Source organism: Mesorhizobium loti CJ3sym, assembly GCF_000472785.1.
GTDB lineage: Bacteria > Pseudomonadota > Alphaproteobacteria > Rhizobiales > Rhizobiaceae > Mesorhizobium > Mesorhizobium loti_E.
Map to the genome: position 1 here is coordinate 106,450 of NZ_AXAL01000013.1, position 22,436 is coordinate 128,885.

The following is a 22,436-nucleotide window of genomic DNA, read 5'->3' on the forward strand; positions in this document are numbered from 1 at the left end:
CGACCATTTTCAAAGCACCACAGCAGGAGCCTGCAATGACTGTAAGAGAGATTGTCAGAACATCAGGCGGTCAGGGACTTCTCCTGATCGGCATCATGCTGATCGCATCGACGCTTCGCGCGCCCATCACCGCTGTGGCGCCGATGTTCGGCATGATCCGCGAAACCAGCGGCATCAGCGCCGCCGAAGCAGGAATGCTGACGACCCTTCCCTTGCTGGCGTTCGCGGCGATCTCACCCTTCGCCGCCGGACTGGCGCGTCGATACTGCATCGAGAGGTCGTTATTCGCAGCGCTGCTTGTTGTCGCGACCGGTATTGCCCTGCGCTCGACCGGCCCTCTCTGGGCGCTGTTCGTCGGCACCGGTACGATTGGGGCGGGGATTGCAGTCGCCAACGTCCTGCTGCCGGGCCTGCTGAAACGCGATTTTCCCAACCGGGTCGCCAGCCTGACCGGCTTCTATGCCATCGTGTCCGGACTGTCGCAGGCATTGGCATCGACAGCGGTAATCCCGCTTGCTCAATTGCCGGGATCGAGCTGGCACCTCTCGCTTGCCTGCACGCTGATCTTTCCAGTCGCGGCCCTGATTGCCTGGGTGCCCCAACTTCAAATGCCCGCCGCCCCGGAGCGGGCCGCATCCTCCACGCATGACCGAGGACACCTCTGGCGCTTACCCCTTGCCTGGCAGGTAACAGGCTTTCTTGGCCTCACCTCACTGGTCTTCTACGTGATCGTCGGATGGTTGCCCTCGATCCTGGCGGAGGCGGGATATCCGGCAGCAACTGCGGGCTCGCTGCATGGGCTGTGTCAACTGGCAATCGCGATCCCTGGTCTGCTGCTCGGCACGGCCGTCAAGCGCATGAAGGACCAGCGCGCCATGGCCATCGGCATGGCGCTGACCACATGCCTCTCGCTGCTCGGCCTCTGGCAGCTTCCGGCCCTTGCCGCACTTTGGATCGCGCTGTTCGGCTTCGGCGCCGGTGCCGCCTTCATGCTAGGCCTCTCCTTCGTCAGCCTGAGGGCCTCAAACAGCCAGGAGGCGGCAGCACTGTCGGGAATGGCGCAATGCCTGGGCTATTCGCTGGCGGCAGCAGGCCCGCCACTGGCCGGTCTTGCCCATGACGCGACCGGGAGCTGGGGTTTGGCTCTGGGCGCCTGCGCCATCATCACCTTGCTGATGGCGGTCCTGGGAAGCCTTGCGGGACGGGCAAGAACGATCTGACAGGGAGCAATTCAGGGAAAAGCACGCAGCGCTTTTCCCTCCGGTGCATCAAAACCGGGAGCGACTAGACGTGCTGGCCGCCATTGATGTGGATTTCCGATCCGGTCACATAGGATGCCTGCTGCGAGCACAGGAAGAAGATGATGTCGGCGACCTCGGCCGTTTTGCCGAGCCGCCGCATCGGGATCGTCTCGACGATCTTGTCCGTGCCAGGCGACAGGATCGCGGTGTCGATCTCACCTGGCGCAATCGCGTTGACACGGATGCCATGCGGGCCAAAGTCATGCGCCATTTCGCGCGTCAGCGAGCCGAGCGCGGCCTTCGATGTCGCATAGGCCGTGCCGGCGAACGGATGCACGCGGGTGCCGGCGATCGAGGTGACGTTGACGATCGAGCCCTTGGCCGCGGCCAGTTCCTTGAACAGGCCGCGCGCGAGCATGATCGGCGCGAAGAAGTTGACCTGGAACACGTCGCGCCAGACATGCATCGGCGTGTCGATCGAGTCCATGCGGCTGTTGCCGTCCTTGAGCTTGGGCGAAATGCCGGCATTGTTGACCAACGCATGCAGCTGGCCGCCATGCGCTTCCAGCCGGTGGCGGATTTCGGAAACGGCGATGCCGACATCTTCCTGGTCGGCGAGGTCGACCTTGATGTGATCCTCTGGACCCGCTGGCCAAGGACAATCCTCGGCAAAGGCCTGCCGCGAACAGGTGATGACGCGCCAGCCTTCGCGTGAAAAACGCTTGACCGTGGCGTGGCCGATACCGCGGCTGGCGCCGGTCAGCACGATGGTTTTTCTGGTGTCGGTCTCGGCCATGTCGGATCTCCAGGGCGGAGATGTAGCGGAACGCCGCGACGCTGGCGAGGGGCGGATTGACGCTTAGCCGCCGCCAAGGATGTCGAGGATCGAGGTCTGTTTCTTCTTCAGCGGACCGCCGACACTGCCGGGGGGTACCGGATGCCCGACCGATGCGGTTGTGCCATTGTCAGCCGGCATGTCGAAGCCATCGGCATCGACAGTCTGGGCGGGACGCACCGCACGTACCGGCGTCGGCGCCTGAGCGACAGGCGCGGCTTGCGGCGCCACGGGAGCCGGCGCCTGCCGACCAACCGACGCGGACGGAATCGGCGCCTGCTGGTTGTTGTCGGCCGAAGGAATGTCGTCGGGCACGATCGTGTCGGCTGGTGTCGATTTCCAGGTGCCGGGCAGCGGCCGCGCCGGCACACCTTGGTGTGCTGCGACCATGAATTCGTGCCAGGCCTGCGCCGGCAGCGCGCCGCCGGTGACCTTCTTCATCGCCGTGCCGTCATCATTGCCAAACCAGACGCCCGTGGTGAGATTGGCGGTGTAGCCGACAAACCAGGCATCGCGCGAATTCTGGCTGGTGCCGGTCTTGCCGGCCGACGGCCAGGCGAAAGCCGCCTTCTTTGCCGAGCCGAACTCGACCGTGCCCATCATCATCGAGTTCATCATGCCGACGATCTCGGGCTTGACCACACGCGGCGCGTTGCCGCCGCCGCTGTCGTACAGCACCTTGCCGTCAGCTGATGTAATGCGGCGGATGAAATGGATGTCCGGCTTGTAGCCGCCATTGGCGAACGGCACATAGGCCGAGGTCAGCTCCAGCGGCGTCACTTCCGAGGTGCCGAGCGCGATCGAGGTGTTGGCCTGCAGGTCAGACTGGATGCCCATGCGGTGAGCGGCCTCGACCACCGCGTTCGGCCCGACCTCCATGGTGAGCTGCGCGGCGACCGAGTTCAGCGACTTGGCCAGCGCCGTCGCCAGCGTCACCTTGCCAAAATACTTGCCGCCGTAATTGTCAGGCGTCCAGTTGCCGATCCTGATCGGCGCATCGTTGCGCGTGCTGTCGGGCGTGCGGCCTGCTTCGAGTGCCGCCATATAGACGAACGGCTTGAACGCCGAGCCGGGCTGCCGGCGCGCCTCCGAGGCGCGATCGAATTGGCTGGTCGAATAGTCGTAGCCGCCGACCATGGCGCGCACCGCGCCGGAATCGTCGATCGACACCAGCGCACCCTGGGTGACGTTGAGTTTCTTGCCGCTGTCGTCGATCAGCTTGCGGATCGATTGTTCGGCGAGTTTTTGCAAATTCAGGTCGACGGTAGAGTCGATGACGATGTCGCCGCGCACGTCGCCGATCAGGTCGGGCAGTTCTTCCATGATGGTGTCTGCGACATAATTTTCCGAGCCGGTCCAGTAGGACGGCGCACGCGTTGCCGGCGCGCTGAGTGCGCTCTTGAGTTCCTTGTCGCTGATCTTGCCCTCGTCGCGCATGGCGGCGAGCACCAGTTGCGAGCGCTCCTCGGCGGCTTTGGGATCGCGTGCCGGCGACAGTTTCGATGGCGCCTTCAACAGACCGGCAAGCAGGGCGGCTTCCGAGAGCGTGACATCGCGCGCGCTCTTGCCGAAATAACGCCGCGAGGCCGCCTCGACACCATAGGCGCCGGAGCCGAAATAGACCCGGTTGAGGTACATTTCCAGGATCTGGTCCTTGGTGTGCTTGTGCTCCAGCCACAACGCCAGCAGCACTTCCTGTACCTTGCGTTCCAACGTGCGGTCGGGCTTCAGGAACAGGTTTTTCGCCAATTGCTGGGTCAGCGTCGAGCCGCCTTGCGAGAAATGCCCGCCAAGCAAGTTGGTCACCATGGCGCGCGACAGGCCGATCGGGTCGACGCCGAAATGCGAATAGAACCGGCGGTCCTCGATGGCGATGACGGCTTCCGGAATATAGGGCGACATTTCGTGCAGGCCGACGGCCTCGCCGCCGCTCATGCCCCTGTTGGCGAGCAACTGGCCATCAACCGAGACGATCTTGATGTTGGGCGCGCGGTCAGGGATCGACCAGGTGGTGGCCGCCGGCATCTTGGCGCCGTAGTAGATGACGACGCCCGCAACCGCGATGCCGCCCCAGATGGCGAGCACGAAGCACCAGTAGAACAGCCGGCCAAGCACGCCGAACAGGCCGCGCCGGCTTCCGCCACGCCCGCCACGCGAGGATTTCACCTTCGACGATTTGCGTTTTGCGGAGGCTTTGCGGTTGCTTGGCACGACGCGATCCTCCTCGCTGACCGAAAGACCCGTCGAGGAGCGCGCCTGCGGCGGTCCCTCGAAACTGGGTTCGATGCGGCTGTCTCTGCGGTTCGCCATGCGCTGCGCTTGATATCCCCGGTGCCAATGGCGCTCCGGTTGCAGAGTAGATGCGGCGGTTTAAAGGCGGGTTAAGCAGAAGCGGCGCTGCTCCCCCGCTAACCGATCATTGACGCGAGAGAAAAAAAAGCCAGCGTCTGCTCCTCGCAGGTCATCGCCACGACCTTGTTCGACCGGTCGATGTCGAGGCCTTTCGGGCCACCTTCTTCGGGGCTGGCCCTGCCCCGAAGAAAGGTTTCCTCGTCGAGCACCGCAACCGAGCGCACGGGGGCCCGGACCCCGTTCCAGTCACCGTCTCTGGCGTAGACATGCACCATCCGGCTGCCGGCGTCGGCAACGAGGACGTGCCGGTCATCCGCCGTGAAACGCACGCCATGCGGATAGCCGGCGTATTGCAGGACACCGGCCGGTTCGGTGTCGGGCCCAAGCGACGCGGACAGGCGGTAGAGTTTCACGTCCTGGGTGCCGTGACTGCTGATCGCGACCCAAGAACAGTCATGGCTGAGCGCGATGCCGTCGGGAATGTTGAGGCCACGCTCCAGCAGCCGTTGATTGCCCGTCGTCCGGTAGCCAAGCCAGCGGTTGACCACGTGCCGCGTAACCAGATGCGTGTAGTTGTTGCAGACCAACAGGCTGACGCGGCCGCGCGACTCGCGTCTGACGGCGAGAGAGCCGGGCGAATTCAGTCTGCAGACCCCCCTGCCCTTTATCAGGCGAATGGCTGCTATCTCCCGGCTCTGTCCGGCCGGCTCTTCGGTTGGCAAGGCAAAGATCGCAACGTGCCCGTCGCGGTTGCCGATCACCAGGGTCCGGTCATCAATGAAATCCAGGCCATGGATTTCGCCCATATTGCCTGACGTAAGCTCCATGAAATCGTGGATCGTGACATCGGGACCATCAGGTCCGGCCTCGATGTCGACGCGCAGGACCAGCAAGCGCTTGCGTGAATAGCCGGCAATTGCCAACAGTCGATTGTTCGGTGAAAAACGCAGATCCTCGGTGCGCCCAATCGCCGAAAGCGCCGCTCGGACCCCTTCGCTGGCCCTGAAATCGATCCCGGAGATCACTTGCGACCCGCCCAAGGGATTGATCGATGGAGGGGATCGAGAATTGTCCAACTGCTCCCGGCCCATTGACGACTGCCTGCCCCGCTTTGATGTTGCCGACTAAGCCTGATCGCGCCCTCGACGGTCAAGCGCAATGCAGGGATTCTCGGGCTTCAACAGTTGCGTCAACAAGGTGGAGACGAACCCCGATCGTTTCAGATCGGCGCGAACGCCACATCCGGCTGGTCGGGGCCGCCTGCCTGCCGCAACAGCGCGGCAAGGTGCTCGCCCCTGTCCACCGGCTGCTTTCGCCAGTTCGAGGCGTTCGTCACATGCAGCCAGCCGTCAATCGACATGAAGAAATCCTCATGCGGGTCGTCGCCCTCGCCGAAGCGCAGCAGTCTGTTTTCGGTGAACCTGACCAGCGCCGGATCGATCGAGCGATAAAGCAGTGGCCAGTTGCTGCCACCCGCATCCATATGGAATTTGAAACTCGGCGCGAAATCCAACCGCTGCTGCAACAGGCTTCCGTCGAAGAAAGAGAAGGCCGGCCACAAAAACCAGCCGCCTGGGGTCGGCGTGTCGCGCCGCACGCTGCCGTAGACTCTCTTGCCATTCAGCTGGTCGCGAACTGAAAACGGCTGCATCGGAAAAATGTCATGATCGATGAAGCCGAAAAACCCCGGCCGGAACTTCGATATGAAATTCCGCACGATCCAGTTGAGCGCCTGGCCGTGCGATCTGCTGACCACCAACCTGTTCCTCGGCAAGGCGACATAGGGGACGTGCTGGCGACGGCAGATCTCGCGGATGGCATCCCTTGCCGCATCCTTCTTGCTGTTGTCAAAGACGATATAGCTCTCGTGCTCAGCCAGGTATCGGCGCACGAGGTGGATCTGCCATTCGATCACATCAGGCCGGTTGAAGGCCACCGTGGCGACGATCGCATCACGGAACGCCTGCTCACGCCCCTGCATATCGCTGACCGGCGCGGACGTCCTCAGGAAGCGAAAAGTCCGCCAGTGATAGCGCAGCAGCGGTCCACGCCTCGGCGGCCTGTTCAGCCGCTTCCATTCCGCAACTGTGATGCTGGCCGGATCGTCGTTTTCCGGCGCGTCGGAAGCCCCCATGCCGCGCTCCTGCATCCGCCCGACAGGCTCAGTTCTGCTGGATCGAAATGCCCTTGTCGTCGATCTTGAGTTCGACGCCTTTCGGCTTCGTCTGCTCGCGGTAGACATAGGCGCCAAGCGCGATGACCACGACGACGAGCGCGCCAATGAGAAGATAGAGTGTGTTCTGCTTCATGGCGCGCTCCTTTGGAGCAATTCCAGGAAAAAGTGTGAAGCGGTTTTCCCTAGGGAATTGCGTCAGTTGAAAAGCTCGAGCCTCACGCTCGCTTCAGGACCTTGACCAGCACCAAAAGGATGATGGCGCCGATCGTGGCGTTGATGATGGCAGCGAGAATGCCGCCGCCGATAGCGAAGCCGAGCCGCGGAAAAAGCCAGCCGGCGATGAAGGCGCCGATAATGCCGACGATGATGTTGCCGATCAGGCCGAAGCCGAAGCCGGAAACGATGAGGCCGGCAAGCCAGCCGGCGATGGCACCAATGATGATGAAGACGAGCAGGCTTTCGACACCCATGACGATTTCCTCCAAGCAAGAGGGCGAGCGCGGAGCGGAAGGCTCCGAATCGGCCCCGATATCAACGACTTCAGGCTATTCGAAAGCGGCAGGCCTCGCCAGCTTCGCGCTTAACAGAGCAATCCCAGGAAAAGCGCGTAGCGCTTTCCCTTGGGGATTGCGTCAAAACTAATCGTCATCGTCGCTCGTGGCCGGCCGCCAGCTCGTCGGTTCGACTTTTTTCTGGGTGTCGCTGTCGGTATAGACCCACCACCCACCGTCGCGATATTGCGCGATGGACTGGTTGACCACGCCGTCGCTGTCCTTCCACATGACAGAGACCTTGGAGCCGTCGGTTGGCGCTGTCGATATTGGCTTGCGGTCGGCCATCCTATCCCCCATTGAGCCGTTGGACTGCGCCGACAAAACGCGGCGGTCGGCATCTGGTTCCAGCCGGCCACCAGCCGGTTGGCTCGAGCCGTCAGCTGTGAGCGAAGATATCCTCTTCGTCCCAGCCCATCAGATCGAGTTTGGCACGCGTCGGCAGGAAGCGGAAGCAGGCATCGGCCTCCTTGGCCCGCCCGTCTCGCGCCAGCCGCCCGGCCAGCACATCGCGCAACCGGTGCAGATAGAGCACGTCGGACGCGGCATATTCGAGCTGTTCGGGCGACAACGTCTCGGCGGCCCAGTCCGACGATTGCTGCGCCTTGGACAGACCCACGCCAAGCAACTCGAAGCAGATGTCTTTAAGCCCGTGCCGGTCGGTATAGGTGCGGGTCAGCCGCGAGGCGATCTTGGTGCAGAACACCGGTTCGGGCATCACCCCGAAGGCATTGTAGAGCACGGCGAGATCGAAGCGTCCGTAGTGGAACAGCTTGGTTACAGTGCGGTTCCTGAGCAGGCTGACGAGGTTTGGCGCCTTCTTCTGGCCGGGTGCGATCTGGATGACATCGGCGCTGCCGTCGCCGGGCGATATCTGCACCACGCAGAGCCGGTCGCGATGCGGGTTCAGCCCCAGCGTCTCGGTGTCGATGGCCACCGCCCCGACATTGTAGTGCATGAGGTCAGGCAGATCATGCTTGTGGAAACGGATATCGGCCATTGTCTTCTCCGGTCGCGGCGTACCCCGTCCTCGCCGCGATCCGGTGAAAAATCAACAAGAAAACGACGTTTCCGCCGCTCAGCGTGTCAGCGCGTCCAGAATGCGCGCCCAGGAGCGCTGGCCCTTGTGGAAGGATGAGAGCTCGTATTTCTCGTTGGGCGAGTGGATGCGGTCGTCGTCGAGGCCGAAGCCGACCAGCAGCGATTCCATGCCGAGATAGGTCTGGAAATCGCCGACCACGGGAATGGAGCCGCCACTGCCGGTCGTTACCGCCGGCTTCGGCCATTCGTCCGACAGCGCTATCTTGGCCTTGGCCAGGAACGGTGAATCATAGGAAAGCTGAATCGCCGGCGAGCCGCCATGCGGATGGAATTCGACCGAACAATCGGCCGGAATGCGCTCCTCGACGAATTTCTGGAAAGCGTCGCGGATCTTGGCCGGGTCCTGCTTGTGGACGAGGCGGAAGGACACTTTCGCCGAAGCCTCGGCCGCGATCACCGTCTTGAAGCCCTTGCCGGTATAGCCGCCAATGATGCCGTTGAACTCGGCCGTCGGCCGCGCCCAGGTCAGTTCCAGCACCGAGCGGCCTTTTTCGCCCGATGGGATCGAAAGGCCGACAGGCCCGAGGAAGGTCTCGGCCGTCTCACCGAGCGTCTCCCAGGATTTCAGCACCTGCGACGGCGTTTCCTCGACGCCGTCATAGAAGCCCGGGATGGTGATATGGCCGTCCTCGTCGTGGATATCGGCCAGCACCTTGGCCAGGATGCGGATCGGATTGGCGGCGGCCCCGCCATAGAGGCCCGAATGCAGGTCGCGATCGGCGGCCTTCACCGTGATCTCCTCGCCGACCAGCCCGCGCAGTCCGACGCAGATCGACGGCGTGTCGCGGTCCCACATGCCGGTATCGCAGACCAGCGCGAAATCCGCCTTGAGCTCTTCGGCATTGGCCTTGAGGAACGGCTTGAGCGAGGGCGAGCCGGACTCCTCCTCGCCCTCGAACAGGATGGTGATCCGGCATGGCAGATTGCCATGCACCTGCTTCCAGGCGCGGCAAGCCTCGACAAAGGTCATCAACTGGCCCTTGTCGTCGGCCGAGCCGCGCCCCGTGATCACCTTGTGGTCAGGCCCGACCTCCTTGATGGCAGGCGCGAACGGATCGTTTTCCCACAATTCGATCGGGTCGACCGGCTGCACATCGTAGTGGCCATAGAACAGCACATGCGGCGCGCCAGCCGGCCCATCATGATGCGCAACCACCATCGGATGGCCGGGCGTGTCGCGCACGCTGGCATCGAAGCCGATCAGCTTGAGTTCCGCCACCAGCCATTCCGCCGCCTTGCGGCAGTCGGCGGCATAGGCCGGATCGGTTGAGATCGATTTGATCCTGAGCAGGCCGAACAGCCGTTCGAGGCTCTGGTCGAGATTCTTGTCGAGACGGTCGAGGACGGGGGAAACTGCGGACATTTCGCTTAGCCTTTCGATTCAGTGCCGGAACCGTAAAGGCAGAGCGGCGAAACGAAAAGCCCGGGACCATTGGACCACGGCGCGCGTCGGCTGCCGCTACTGCATGTCGCCCAAAAGTGGCCCCGGTTTTGGGAGAACGACATGCATAAAAACAATGACCTAAAGCGCATCGCATGAATCCGATGAAACGCGATGCGCTTTAGGCAAAAAAAGACCGCCGTGGTGGAGGGGAAACCACGGCGGTCCTGTACTCGAAACGATGCGGCAGCCCGGAGAGGGGGGATAGGCTGCCGCAATTGTCCGGGATAGGCGGGGGACGGGCCTTGCTCCGGACTCGGCGAAAACTGCCGATGACCTGTATTTGGGTCTGTGAAAGTGGCGATTCAAGGGCCTCAACGTTACACTTTTGTAACGTGCCCGTGAGCACGTCTGCATAGTCGGGAGTTGTCAGGGTCTTGACGGAACCGATACCTGGCAATGTCTTTGGCATGGACCAAGCCATCGCGCCGCGCTATCCCTGCCAGCATGAAAAAAGGCGATCATCTCTTCCTTGTCGACGGTTCCGGCTACATCTTCCGGGCCTATCACGCCCTGCCGCCGCTGACCCGCAAGTCCGACGGCCTGCCGGTCGGCGCCGTCTCAGGTTTCTGCAACATGCTGTGGAAGCTGATGCAGGATGCCCGCAACACCGATGTAGGCATTGTGCCGACGCATTTCGCGGTCATCTTCGACTATTCCTCGAAAACGTTCCGCAATGATCTCTATCCAGAATACAAGGCCAACCGCTCGGCACCACCCGAGGACCTGATCCCGCAATTCGGCCTGATCCGGCAGGCGACCAGGGCGTTCAACCTGCCATGTATCGAGATCGAAGGCTACGAGGCCGACGATCTCATCGCCACCTATGCAAGGCTCGCCCGCGAAGCCGGCGGCGACACCACCGTCATCTCCTCCGACAAGGATCTGATGCAGCTGGTCGGCGACACGGTGGGCATGTACGACCCGATGAAGGACCGCCAGATCGGCATCCCCGAAGTCATCGAGAAATGGGGCGTACCGCCGGAAAAGATGGTCGACCTGCAGGCGCTGACCGGCGACTCGGTCGACAATGTGCCCGGCGTGCCCGGCATCGGCCCGAAGACGGCGGCGCAATTGCTGGAACAGTTCGGCGACCTTGACACGCTGCTGGCCCGCGCCGGCGAGATCAAGCAGGACAAGCGGCGCGAATCGATCATCGCCAACACCGACAAGGCGCGCATCTCGCGCCAACTGGTAACCTTGAAGAACGACGTGCCGGTGACCGATGGGCTGGATGATTTCGTCCTGCACGCACCGGACGGGCCGAAACTGATCGGCTTCCTGAAGACCATGGAATTCACCTCGCTGACCCGCCGCGTCGCGGAAGCGACCAGCACCGAGGCCGGCGACGTGCAGGCGGTCTCGGTGACCGTCGAACGCGCCGACAACGCACATGGCCCTGATGTCGGCGCCGGTGCGCCGCCCACTGCGCGAAACGCAACCGGCACAGAGCCAGGCCAAGCCGACGGATCGACGGAGACGTCAAAACGAGGCGATACCCCTTCCCTGCTGGCTGCATTGCGGCTGGAGAAGGCGGCCACCGCCAAGATCGATACGGCGGCCTATCATTGCATCCGAGACATCGCGACGCTGAAAGCCTGGGTCGCCGAGGCGCGGGAGGCTGGTGTCACCGCCTTCGACGTCAGGGCGACGTCAGGCGATCCGATGCAGGCCGAACTGATCGGCCTGGCGATAGCCACGGCGCCCGGCCGCGCCGGCTACATTCCCTTCGCCCACAAGAGCGGCAATGGCGACCTGCTCGGCGGCGGTGCGCTCGAAAACCAGATTCCGCTTCGCGAGGCGCTGGCGGTGCTGAAACCGCTGCTCGAGGACAAATCGGTCCTCAAGATCGCGCAGAACCTGAAATACGATCTCGTCATCATGAGCCGCTACGGCGTCGACGTCGCGCCGTTCGACGACACCATGCTGATCTCCTATGTGCTCGATGCGGGCACCCCGCATGGTCACGGCATGGACGCGCTGGCCGACAAATGGCTTGGCCATACCCCGCTCGTGCTCAAGGACGTGACTGGCTCCGGCAAGAGCGCCGTCGGTTTCGACCAGGTCGACATCGACAGAGCGACGGCTCACGCCGCCGAAGACGCCGATGTGACGCTGCGGCTCTGGCTGGTGTTGAAACCCCGGCTTGCCGCCAAAGGCCTGGTGTCCGTCTATGAGCGTCTGGAGCGGCCGCTGGTGCCGGTGCTGGCGCGCATGGAGCAGCGCGGCATCTCGGTCGACCGGCAGATCCTGTCGCGGTTGTCGGGCGAACTGGCGCAAGGTGCCGCGCGACTGGAAGAGGAAATCTACCAGCTCATCGGCGAGCGCATCAACATCGGCTCGCCCAAGCAGCTCGGCGACATCCTGTTCGGCCGCATGGGCCTGCCCGGCGGCTCCAAGACCAAGACCGGCCAATGGTCGACCTCGGCGCAGCTTCTGGAAGACCTTGCCGCCGAGGGCCACGAACTGCCGCGCAAGATCGTCGACTGGCGCCAGCTGACCAAGCTGAAATCGACCTACACCGATGCCTTGCCCGGCTTCATCCATCCCGACACCAAACGCGTCCACACCTCCTATGCGCTCGCCGCGACAACGACGGGGCGGCTGTCCTCCTCCGACCCGAACCTGCAGAACATCCCGGTGCGTACCGCCGAAGGCCGCAAGATCAGGACTGCCTTCATCACCGACAAGAGCCATCGGCTGGTCTCGGCCGACTACAGCCAGATCGAACTGCGCGTGCTCGCCCATGTCGCCGAAATCCCGCAATTGCGGCAAGCCTTCGCCGATGGTGCCGACATCCACGCCATCACCGCCTCGGAAATGTTCAACGTGCCGGTGGAGGGCATGCCGTCGGAAGTCCGCCGCCGCGCCAAGGCGATCAATTTCGGCATCATCTACGGTATCTCGGCTTTCGGCCTCGCCAACCAGCTGTCGATCCCGCGCGAGGAAGCGAGCAACTACATCAAGAAGTACTTCGAGCGCTTCCCCGGCATCCGCGATTACATCGAGGAGACCAAGGCCTATGCGCGCGAGCACGGCTTCGTCGAAACCATTTTTGGGCGCCGCATCCACTATCCCGATATCCGCTCGTCCAATCCCTCGCTGCGCGCGTTCAACGAGCGCGCTTCCATCAATGCCCGCCTGCAAGGCACCGCCGCCGACATCATCCGCCGCGCCATGATCCGCATGGAGGAAGCGCTGGACAAAGCGAAGCTGTCGGCCCGCATGCTCTTGCAGGTGCATGACGAACTGATCTTCGAAACGGTCGAGGCGGAAGTCGAGGCGACGATCCCCGTGGTACGCCACGTCATGGAAAACGCGGCAATGCCGGCGGTATCGATGTCGGTGCCGCTGCATGTCGACGCCCGGGCCGCCAACAACTGGGACGAGGCGCACTGAAAATCCTATGATTGTCTTTGTCGCGGGGGATCTGCTGGCCGCAAAAGAAAATTACATCGCTCAGGGCGTCGCCGAGGGCAATCAGGAGGGGCTTGGCACCGGCCTCGCACTGAAGATTTCGAAAAAGTGGCCCAATGTACAAGCCGCTTTCAAGAAACACGCGCGGGCAGGGAAGTTTACAGGGGGCAACTCTGGACCCTGAAACCGGATGGCGATCAGCCCGGCTTTGTCTATCTGGCGACCCAGCCCGACATGTATCACGCCACACTACCCTATCTGCGCAAGGCGGTTCGTGGACTTGCCAAGTGGGCTGACAGGAACTTGATAGAATCCGTTGCCTTGCCAAAAATCGGAGCTGGGTTGGGCAAGCTTTCGTGGCAGGACGAAGTTAGACCCCTCCTGGTGGAGCACCTCACGCCCGGAGCCACGCAATATGTTGTCTATGAGATATTCTTGAACGAGTTCGAGACGTAGCTTAAGCTGCCTCAGCCCGGCACTTCGCACACACGCCCCTAAATTCGATCACCGCCTTCTTGGCGGCAAATCCCGTCGAGTGCACCCATTCGTTCAGCCGGTGGTCGACATCGTGGTCGGACATCTCGGTCACTTGCCCGCACGTGTCGCAGATGGCGAAGGCCGTCATCGAATGGCTGTGGTCGTGCGGTTCGGCGCAGGCGACGAAGGAATTGATGCTTTCCAGCCGGTGGACGAAGCCGGACTTCACCAACGTGTCGAGCGCGCGATAGACCTGCAGCGGGGCGCGGAAACCACGCTCGCGCAGCTGGTCGAGCAAAGTGTAGGCGCTGAGCGGCCCGCTGGCGGCCTCGAGTTTTTCGAGCACGCACACCTGGTTTTTCGTCAGCACATCCCTTGCAGCCATGTTATGTTCCAACTTGTCCTGGGCCATCCGCAGGCGATTTGCGCGTGCAAACGGCCTGATCCCGTTCAGATAGCGACGAATCGTCGTCTTTGCCACTCCTCTGTTGCGGCGCCAGACAATCCATGTCGGGACGGCACAATAGCGATTGTGGGTTGATCACAGGCGCAACATTCAAAATACTGACAAGATTCATCGACAAGGGTGCCATCTCTTGGGAAATTCGATCGGGCTTGGGGAAGCAACATGATCAAATTGACACGTCGGACGCTGCTCGTCGGTACGTCCGCGCTGATGGCCGCCGGTACGGTATCGTTCCGCGCGCTGGCCGCGTCGCGCACTTACCATGCGCTTCTGGTCGGTTGCACCGAATATCCGAACCTGCCACAGAGGAACTGGCTGGTCGGCCCGAAGAACGATGCCGGCCTGGTCCACGAGTATCTGTTGAAGAATGTGCCGGACCCGGTGCGGTTCGCGCCCGAGAACGTCACGCTGCTGGCCAAGGATGTGCCAGGCGCCAAAGGCTTGCCGACCCATGCCGCGATAAAGGCGGCGCTCGCCGATCTTGCCGCCAAGGTTCAGCGCGACGATTTCGTCTATCTGCATTTGTCTGGCCACGGCGCGCAGCAACCGGAAATGATCAAGGGCGACGAGACCGACGGGCTGGACGAGATTTTCCTGCCTGTCGACATCGACAAATGGATCAACCGCGACGCCGGCGTGCCGAACGCGCTGGTCGACAATGAGATTGGCGACGCGCTCGACGCGATCCGCAACAAGGGCGCCTTCGTCTGGGCTGTCTTCGACTGCTGCCATTCCGGCACCGCGACGCGCGCCGTCGAAGTCGATGACGAGCTGGAGCGCAAGGTCGAGTTCGCCGATCTGGTCGGCGGCGACGAGGCCACCAGGGCGACAGCCATCAAGACCTATGAGGACACGGTCGCAAGCGCATCGCGTGACCTCGACGAGAACGCGCCGCGCAAGCCCGCCTTCAACCTGACGCCGACCGGCGGCGAGCCGATCACCAAGGGCAAGCTGGTCGCCTTCTATGCCGCCCAGACGGTGGAAACGACGCCGGAAATGCCGTTGCCCAAGGGCACGACGGATGCGCCGCGCTTCGGCCTGTTCACCTTCACCATCCTGTCGAAGCTCGCCGAAAACCCCAACGTCACCTATCGCCAGCTTGGCCAAGCCGTGCTGCAGCAATATTCGGCCGACAGCCGCACCCGGCCGACCCCACTGTTCGAGGGCGAACTCGACGCGCGCGTCTTCGGCACCGACAGGACCGACGCGGTCATGCAGTGGCCCATCGTCATCAAGGATGGCGAGGCGACGATCGGCGCCGGCCTGCTGCATCGCCTCACCCCCGGCAGCAAGCTCGCCATCCTGCCCTCGGCGCTGTCGTCGCTGTCGGATGCGGTCGGCTATCTCGAAGTGGAGTCGGCCAAGAACCTGGAGAGTCACGTCAAGCCGGTCGAGTTCGACAAGAAGCCGGCGCTGGACATGGCTGCCATCCCCGCCAACGCCTATGCGCGGGTGGCGGAGATCGCCGTCGACTACAAGCTAGCCGTGGCACGGCCGGCCGCGACGAAGGGACTGGAGAAGGAAACGGCTCTCGTCAATTCGGTTCTCGACGAACTGGCCGCAGCCAAGGAGACCGGCTTCAACATCGAGCTGGTCGACCCCGGCAAGAGTGCTGAGCTGAGATTTGCGGTGATGCGCGAGAATGCCATTGCCGGCGCTGCCAAGGACGCCACCGACAAGCCGGCGCTGTGGTTCCTGCCGGCATCGGGCGACGTGACCCTGAAGGACGGCAGCAAGCCGCCGCTGGTTATCATCCATCCGGATGACCGCCAGAAACTGGTCGATGCAACGACCAGAAATCTGCGCACCATCTTCCGGGCGACCGGCCTGTCGCGACTGGCGGCGGCCTCCGATTACAAACCAGAGGACGTCGACGTCCAGTTCCAGATCAAACGCCGCGACAAGGATGGGCTCGAACCGTTGCAGGCTTCGGTGGTCCCCCGCGCCTCGCCGGGCGACGAAGTGCATGTGCTGGCCAAGAACAGCTCGGACCAACTGGTCGACATCAACGTGCTCTATGTCGGTAGCGACTATTCGATCACCCATATCGTTGCCGAGCGCCTGGCCCCGCAGGCAACGCTTGAGGAAGGGCTGCTCGCCTTCACCGACACCAGCTTCGGCATGGAGCGGATGATCGCGGTGCTGACGGAAGCCCCGCCAGAAAGCGAGAAGGAAGATCTGAGCTTCCTGGCGCAGGATGGCGTCGCCTCCAAGACGCGTGGCGTGGGGGCTCCCAGCTTCTCCGACATGCTCACCGACATCGGCATGGCGCCGACGACCCGCTCGGTGATGCGGCTTGCCGACAAGAGCGGTCCGAAGGGTGCGGTGATGATCTTCCCGGTGGAGACGGTGCCTCGCGCCTGAGTGGATGCCTGTCGGGGCCGTATGGCCCTGTTGCGCGGGCTCTTGCGCGATTGGCGCGATATGAGAACATTCCGGCTGCCGCCCATGTGCGTGTCACCGATGAACGGATAGGATCGATTGTGAAGAAGTCCTTGTTTTCCTGGCACGCAGCGGTGACCGGACTTGCCGGCAGCCTATTGCTGATTGCCAACGCCTCGGCACAGGATTGCGGCCTTTGCGCCAAGCAAGTCATCATCAATTCGGAACTGGCAACGTGCTTCCTCGACCAGTACGATCAGATCGCCAAAGCCAGCAGCGACGCGGTGGTGGTCGATCTTTCGACCTGCGCCTCGCGCGGTATCGTCGAGGCATTGCCTTCGCCAAACAAGACAGCTGTAGAACCGGACGTGCAGTTTATTGTTTCCCATCCGCAGCTGCAGTGTCTCAAAAAACAGTTGGAAGCTCCAGGCATCGTGCTTGATCCCTCCGCCACGATTCAACTGGACAGCTGCAAATGAAAAAACCGGCGGCCACCACCAGCCAGCAGACTGCGGTTGCCGCGCCGCCAAAGGCACCGGCAGCAAAAAAACAGACACTGCCTGAAACCACCGAAGGGTTCCCGTGGCCAAGCAGCCATGAGATCAAGAAGGAGAGCAACCCCTTCACCGACCGAGACTGGCGTATGCTCGTCTATGCCTGGTCGGGCATGGCAGTGCGTTTCGCCATCATCTTTACCTTGATGTTTTCGGTCTATCAGTTCCTGGCCAATCAGGAGCAGAAGCGTGTCGAACAGACGATGTCGCTGGTCGAACTCTGGGAAAACAAGGATTACCAGCAGGCGCAGCGTGCGCTGAAGGATCGGCTCACGGCGCTTAACGCCAAATATGACAACCTGCTCAGCGCCAACCCTTCGCCGACCGAGGAACAGGTGTTCCGGACGCGCATCGGCATCGAGGCAATGACAGCCACGGGCGGTGACATGCCGCTCGCCGACTTCAACGAGAATTTCGACCGCATAGTCTACTTCCTCAATCGCCTGTCCTTCTGCGTCGACGGCGATCTGTGCTCGCGCAAAGTGACCGACGCCTATTTCCGCGACTATGCCACCTCGTTCTGGAGTTATTTTGCCGGCTATGTCGACAAGCAGCGCAAGGCGGGTTCGCCCACTTTTGCGACAGCAATCGAGGCCTATGTGCGCAGTGGGTCGCCGGCGGCCGAAACCAAATAACGATGGGAGGGGTCGCGATCGGTTCCCGCCTCACACATGCCTGCCGCTGGCTCGCAGTGGCCGGAGCCCTGATCACGGCCTCGGTCGCCCGCGCCGAGGACGCGCCGGATTTCCATCTCGACCTCGATACAGGGGGCCACACCGCCCGGATTGCCGATCTCGCCTTCACACCCGACGGCGAGGATCTCGTTTCGGCATCCGATGACAAGACCATCCGCATCTGGGACTGGCAGAGCGGGGTGACGCTGCGCACCATTCGCGGCTATCTCGGCAACGGCAATGACGGCAAGATCTTCACCGTCGCTATCTCGCCGGACGGCAAGACGATCGCCGCCGGCGGCTATTTCGGCGCCAGCCTCGGTGACAAGCCGCCTTATGGCGATATCAGACTGTTCGACTTCGCCACCGGCAAGATGAAGGCCGTGCTCAAGGCCGCCGATTACGCGACCTATGACCTCGCTTTTTCACCCGATGGAAAGACGCTGGCCGCCGGCGGTGCCGACGGTGTCATCTATCTCTGGAAACAGGACGACAAGGCCGCGCCCGGCTGGACACTGGACAAGAAGCTCGACGCCGATTCCTGGCACATCGACAAGCTGGCCTTCGCGGCCGCGGGAACCAGGCTGGCGGCGACCACCACAGACAACGGCATCCGGCTCTGGGACGTGGTCAAGGGCGAGGAGATCGCCTTGCCTGCCGAAGCCGAGCCATTGCGCGACATCAGCGTCATGGCGCTGGCCGTGTCTCAGGATGGTACCTTGTTTGCCACCGGCAGCAAGGACGGCCAGGTCCAGCTCTGGCGTGCGGCAGACGGCACGCTGGCGCGGGCCATGCCGAAGCAGGATTTCCTCATCGGCTCGCTGATCTTCGCCAAGGGATCGAGGCTGGTCGCCTCCTGCGGCTATCGCTGCGCCGACAAGCACCGCTCCGTCGTCTGGAACACCGATACGGGCGAGAAGCTGCTCGACTATGCCGGCCATGACGGCACGGTCTATGCCAGCGCCGCCAGTGCCAACGGCTCCCTGGTGGCGACCGCCGGTGGCACCCGCAACGCCATCCAGGTCTGGGACCCGGCGACGGGTGAACGTAAAGCTTTGCTACAAGGAGCCGGCGAGCCGGTGACATCAGTCGGCATCGACGCAGCGAATGGCATCATCGCCTGGGGCAATGCCAACCCCTGCCCCGAGCGCGTGGCTTGCCCCGAGCAGCTTGGCGCGTTGGACAAGAGGCTGGAACTGCCGACCACGGAGCGGTTCTTCGTGGATCCGCAGCCGATAACGGAGCCAAGCTCGTTTGCCCGCGCCGCGCTGACCGACGGCCAGTGGTCGCTGCACGCCACCCAAGGCGGCAAGGATGCCTTGGAAAACGCGGTGCTGGAGATCGCCAATGGCGGCAAGGTGGTGCGCTCGATCGAGAACGATGCCACCAACGGCTTCGTCCATTCCGCCTTCACGCTGATCGACAACGGGCTTGGCCTGATCACTGGTGGCAATGACGGCACGCTGCTGGAATACAAGGCGGCCACCGCCAGGGTTTCCGGCGAATTCACCGGCCATACCGGCGAAATCAACGCCATGGTTGCCTCGGAGAAATCAGGCCTTCTGGTCACCGGCAGCGCCGACCAGACGGTGCGGCTATGGAACCTGAAGACGCACGAGCTGATCGTGTCGATGTTCTTTGCCGGCTCGCAATGGATCGCCTGGATGCCGCAGGGCTACTACTATTCCTCCGACGAGGGCGACAAGCTGATCGGCTGGCAGGTTAACCAGGGCCGCGACCATGAAGGCCGTTTCATCCGTGCCGGCCAGTTGAAGAAGTATCTCTGGAGCCCGGAAATGGTGCGCCGCGCCATCATCCTGCGCAGCGCAAAACAGGCGGTCAAGGAGATGCGACCGGGCGTCGACAACGAGTTGCAGAAACTGTTGCAGCGCAAGCCGCCGGAATTCGGCATTCGCCTCGCTGAAGACCAGACCAAGGTCCGCGACGGCTACGTCGCCGTCGAGATAACAGGCGCCAGGGAGGCCGGAACCGATGTTTCCGGCTTCTCGATCCTGTCGAACAGCCGCAATGTCGGCGACATTGCCACGCGCTCAGTGGACGGCGACAAGACCATCGTCGAGGTGCCGGTCGAAGACGGCCAAAACACCATCCGCGTCACCGGCACCAATGAATATGGCTACCTGACCGAGCGCAGCGTGACGGCGCTGGCGAGGAAGACCGAGAAGGCCGAAGCCAAGGGCAAGCTCTATGTCGCGGTCATCGGCGTCGACAAATATCCGTTCCTGACCGACGCCTGTTCAGGCCACGCCTGCGATTTGCGCTATCCCGTCGACGACGCCACCGAATTCCTCAAGGTGATCGCGCAGAAATCGGCGCCCTTGTTCTCGTCGATGGAGACGCTGGTTCTTGTCAATCGTGAGGCGCTCGACGAAAGCCCGGACAAGGCCCAGCAGACCTACACGGTCGCCAGCGCCGACAACATCATGGAGCCGGATTCGCACACGATCGACGATCAGCTTGCCGATTTCCTCGACAAGCCAGGTGAGCACGACACCACAATCATTTTCGTCGCCGGCCACGGCATCAACATCGACGAGGATTACTATTTCATCCCGACCGATGGCCGCAAACAGGATGCCGATCGCTGGAAGCGCTCCTCGCTTGTCGACTGGGGCGATATCCAGAAATCGGTCGAGCGGGCCAAGGGCATGCGCTTCATGCTGCTCGACACCTGCCATGCCGCCAACGCCTTCAACCCGCGCCTGGAAAAGGACGCGCAGGACGCCCGCATCGTCGTCTTCTCCGCCACCGCGGCCAACAACACCGCTGCCGAACTGCCGGAGCTCGGCCACGGCGTCTTCACCTATTCGGTCCTCGAAGGCCTGCGCGGCAAGGCGAGAACTTCTGATGGCGGCGTGACGCTGTTCGGCCTTGCCGATTTCATTTCGCGTGAGGTGGTGCGGCTGACGTCGTCGAAGCAGAAGCCGTTCTACTATGTCGGCGGCGTGGAGAACATCGTGTTGGCTGAGCCGTGAGGGGGCAGACCGGCATCCTGCTGATCTTCGCAGTCACGATGCTCGCGCTACCCCTCCCCACCTTCGCCGCTCCCATCGTCTGCCCGTCCGGCACCGAGAACTTCCCGCCTTTCTACGACGACGCCACCTTGTTCAAGGACGCCATCGCAAACGTCGCCAACGTTCCGCCATCCAACCAGCGGCTGACCGGCATCACGGTGCCGCATCATCTCCTGGCCGCCGACCTCGTGGCACTCGGCTTCCACGCCGCGTCCGGCTTCCGCTACAAGCGCATCGTCATCCTGTCGCCGGACCATTTTCACAAGACGCACAAGCTCTACGCCACCACGGTACGGGGCTTCGACACCGTGCTTGGGCCGGTAGCAGCCGACACCGATGCCGTGCGCCTTCTGGAGAAGAATGGCGACATGGTCGAGGACTCCTGCCTGTTCGACAAGGAGCACGGCGTGCGTGCCATGCTGCCGTTCCTGCACCACTATTTCCCCGAGGCGAAGATCGTGCCGATAGCGATGTCGGTGAAGGCGAAGCGCGGCGACTGGGACAGGCTGGCCGACGCGCTGAAACCGATCGCCGATCAGGATACGCTGATTGTCGAATCCACTGACTTTTCGCACTATCTGCCGCAGCATGATTCCAGGCGCTTCGACCAGCAGTCCCTGAACCTGCTGGCCGCTGGCTCGCTCGACGGTATTGCAGCGCTGCGCCAGCCCGATCATGCCGATTCCGTCGGCGCGCTCTACATCCAGACCAGACTGCAGCGCGAATTGTTCGGCGCACAGCCGCTGGTCGTCGCCAACGAGAACTCGCAGGAACACACATCGGATTATGTCGAGCGCACCACCAGCTATGTGGTTGCGCTGTTCGGCGCCTTCGGCCCCGGCTTCAACAATCCGGCGCGGCCAAAGGACAGGATCTATTATCTCGCCGGTGACGTGAATTTCGGCCGCGCCATGAAGAAGGTCCTGGTCCGCGACGGTGTTGCCGACAAGATCGTCGACAGCATCCTGTCGCTGACCGGATCGCGGCCGCTGATCGTCAATCTCGAAGGCATCATCCTGCCCAACGTGCCGGAAGCGATCGACGACATGACGCTGGCGATGCCGGGAGACCTCGCTGCCGGCATGCTCAAGCGGCTGCATGTCGCCGGCGTCAGCCTCGCCAACAATCACGCTTACGACCTCGGTCCGTCAGGCTATGCCGAGACGCTGCGCGCGCTGGATGCGGCCGGCATCCCGCATTTCGGCCAGGGCGAAACGCTGGCGCTTGCCGATCTCGACCTTGTCGGCCTGACCGATATCGACACCAACGGATCGAAGAACACCGACCTGTTGACCCCTGCCTTGCTCGACCGGCTGCTGCATGAGAACGCGCAGCGGCCGGTCGTCGCCTTCGTCCACTGGGGCCGCGAGTACAAGACCGAACCCTCGGCGCGCGAAGAGATGCTTGCCGATGAGATGCGGCTGCGTGGCGTCTCGGCCATTGTCGGTGGCCATCCGCATGTGTCGAGCGAGGCGATCGTCCCGCTTGCCGGCGGCGATGTGGCGGAAGTCTATTCGCTCGGCAATTTCCTGTTCGACCAGAGCGCTGAGCGCTCATCCGGATCGATGCTGGAACTGCGCGTCTTCGCCCAGGGCACGATCTTCACCAGGCTCATCCCGCTGCCCAACTATTTCGAGATGGGTAGAAAATAGGCGCCTCCTGGATCAGGGTGTGTTGAGATTCAGGTCAGGCCGTGCCGAGAATGGTGGTCTACGAGAACCGGAGCGGAGCGTA

At 62.7% G+C, this 22,436-nt stretch carries 19 protein-coding genes; 9 read left to right on the forward strand and 10 right to left on the reverse strand.

Annotation, left to right across the window (positions count from 1 at the left end; translation table 11 throughout):
• The first annotated feature begins 35 nt into the window (after window positions 1-35).
• Window positions 36-1,220, forward strand: a complete 1,185-nt coding sequence (locus tag A3A9_RS0119275) for an MFS transporter (RefSeq protein ID WP_027060233.1) — start codon at window positions 36-38, stop codon at window positions 1,218-1,220.
• Window positions 1,221-1,284: 64 nt separating this feature from the next.
• On the opposite strand, the gene A3A9_RS0119280 is transcribed toward A3A9_RS0119275, so the two are convergent.
• The 9 genes from A3A9_RS0119280 to A3A9_RS0119325 form a co-directional block, all read right to left on the reverse strand.
• On the reverse strand, window positions 1,285-2,037 hold the full coding sequence (locus tag A3A9_RS0119280) for an SDR family NAD(P)-dependent oxidoreductase (RefSeq protein WP_027031095.1): 753 nt from the start codon (window positions 2,035-2,037) through the stop codon (window positions 1,285-1,287).
• A gap of 63 nt (window positions 2,038-2,100) precedes the next feature.
• Window positions 2,101-4,386, reverse strand: a complete 2,286-nt coding sequence (locus tag A3A9_RS0119285) for a transglycosylase domain-containing protein (protein WP_027060234.1) — start codon at window positions 4,384-4,386, stop codon at window positions 2,101-2,103.
• 98 nt (window positions 4,387-4,484) lie between these two features.
• On the reverse strand, window positions 4,485-5,453 hold the full coding sequence (locus tag A3A9_RS39120; RefSeq protein ID WP_051371031.1) for a hypothetical protein: 969 nt from the start codon (window positions 5,451-5,453) through the stop codon (window positions 4,485-4,487).
• A 194-nt stretch (window positions 5,454-5,647) separates the two neighbouring features.
• Window positions 5,648-6,562 (reverse strand): hypothetical protein, encoded by a 915-nt coding sequence (locus A3A9_RS0119300; RefSeq protein ID WP_027060236.1) that lies wholly within the window; start codon window positions 6,560-6,562, stop codon window positions 5,648-5,650.
• Between the two features lie 28 nt (window positions 6,563-6,590).
• On the reverse strand, window positions 6,591-6,737 hold the full coding sequence (locus A3A9_RS45245) for a hypothetical protein (protein WP_027031097.1): 147 nt from the start codon (window positions 6,735-6,737) through the stop codon (window positions 6,591-6,593).
• A gap of 82 nt (window positions 6,738-6,819) precedes the next feature.
• Window positions 6,820-7,074, reverse strand: coding sequence for a GlsB/YeaQ/YmgE family stress response membrane protein (locus A3A9_RS0119310; protein ID WP_027031098.1), 255 nt, complete (start codon window positions 7,072-7,074; stop codon window positions 6,820-6,822).
• 168 nt (window positions 7,075-7,242) lie between these two features.
• Complete coding sequence (locus tag A3A9_RS0119315) at window positions 7,243-7,443, reverse strand: hypothetical protein (RefSeq protein ID WP_027060237.1); 201 nt, start codon at window positions 7,441-7,443, stop codon at window positions 7,243-7,245.
• Window positions 7,444-7,534: 91 nt separating this feature from the next.
• The gene (locus tag A3A9_RS0119320; RefSeq protein ID WP_027060238.1) at window positions 7,535-8,155 is read right to left on the reverse strand and encodes a ribonuclease D; all 621 of its coding nucleotides are present in this window, start codon (window positions 8,153-8,155) and stop codon (window positions 7,535-7,537) included.
• Between the two features lie 78 nt (window positions 8,156-8,233).
• Window positions 8,234-9,619, reverse strand: coding sequence for a M20/M25/M40 family metallo-hydrolase (locus tag A3A9_RS0119325; protein WP_027060239.1), 1,386 nt, complete (start codon window positions 9,617-9,619; stop codon window positions 8,234-8,236).
• A gap of 525 nt (window positions 9,620-10,144) precedes the next feature.
• Between A3A9_RS0119325 and polA the strand changes: the two genes are divergently transcribed.
• The 3 genes from polA to A3A9_RS46495 are packed head-to-tail and all read left to right on the forward strand — an operon-like array spanning window position 10,145 to window position 13,570.
• Window positions 10,145-13,096 (forward strand): DNA polymerase I, encoded by a 2,952-nt coding sequence (gene polA, locus A3A9_RS0119330; protein ID WP_027060240.1) that lies wholly within the window; start codon window positions 10,145-10,147, stop codon window positions 13,094-13,096.
• 7 nt (window positions 13,097-13,103) lie between these two features.
• Entirely contained in the window at window positions 13,104-13,298 is a 195-nt protein-coding gene (locus A3A9_RS45250; RefSeq protein WP_202596392.1) for a hypothetical protein, read from the forward strand.
• Window positions 13,223-13,570 carry a macro domain-containing protein gene (locus tag A3A9_RS46495; protein WP_430515891.1) on the forward strand — a complete coding sequence of 116 codons (348 nt, stop codon included), beginning with the start codon at window positions 13,223-13,225 and terminating at the stop codon, window positions 13,568-13,570. Before A3A9_RS45250 ends, A3A9_RS46495 begins: the two co-directional genes overlap by 76 nt.
• A gap of 1 nt (window position 13,571) precedes the next feature.
• Here A3A9_RS46495 and A3A9_RS0119340 read toward each other — a convergent pair whose 3' ends face one another.
• Window positions 13,572-13,976 (reverse strand): Fur family transcriptional regulator, encoded by a 405-nt coding sequence (locus A3A9_RS0119340; protein WP_027060241.1) that lies wholly within the window; start codon window positions 13,974-13,976, stop codon window positions 13,572-13,574.
• A 243-nt stretch (window positions 13,977-14,219) separates the two neighbouring features.
• Between A3A9_RS0119340 and A3A9_RS0119345 the strand changes: the two genes are divergently transcribed.
• The 5 genes from A3A9_RS0119345 (at window position 14,220) to amrB (ending at window position 22,354) form a co-directional block, all read left to right on the forward strand.
• On the forward strand, window positions 14,220-16,421 hold the full coding sequence (locus A3A9_RS0119345) for a caspase family protein (RefSeq protein ID WP_202596394.1): 2,202 nt from the start codon (window positions 14,220-14,222) through the stop codon (window positions 16,419-16,421).
• Window positions 16,422-16,540: 119 nt separating this feature from the next.
• Window positions 16,541-16,918, forward strand: coding sequence for a hypothetical protein (locus A3A9_RS0119350; protein WP_027060243.1), 378 nt, complete (start codon window positions 16,541-16,543; stop codon window positions 16,916-16,918).
• The gene (locus tag A3A9_RS0119355; protein WP_027060244.1) at window positions 16,915-17,628 is read left to right on the forward strand and encodes a DUF4760 domain-containing protein; all 714 of its coding nucleotides are present in this window, start codon (window positions 16,915-16,917) and stop codon (window positions 17,626-17,628) included. The genes A3A9_RS0119350 and A3A9_RS0119355 overlap by 4 nt, the downstream gene beginning before the upstream one ends.
• Window positions 17,629-17,630: 2 nt before the next feature.
• Window positions 17,631-20,663, forward strand: a complete 3,033-nt coding sequence (locus A3A9_RS0119360) for a caspase family protein (protein WP_051371025.1) — start codon at window positions 17,631-17,633, stop codon at window positions 20,661-20,663.
• Window positions 20,660-22,354, forward strand: coding sequence for an AmmeMemoRadiSam system protein B (gene amrB / locus A3A9_RS0119365; protein ID WP_245279079.1), 1,695 nt, complete (start codon window positions 20,660-20,662; stop codon window positions 22,352-22,354). The genes A3A9_RS0119360 and amrB overlap by 4 nt, the downstream gene beginning before the upstream one ends.
• Window positions 22,355-22,436 lie beyond the last annotated feature (82 nt).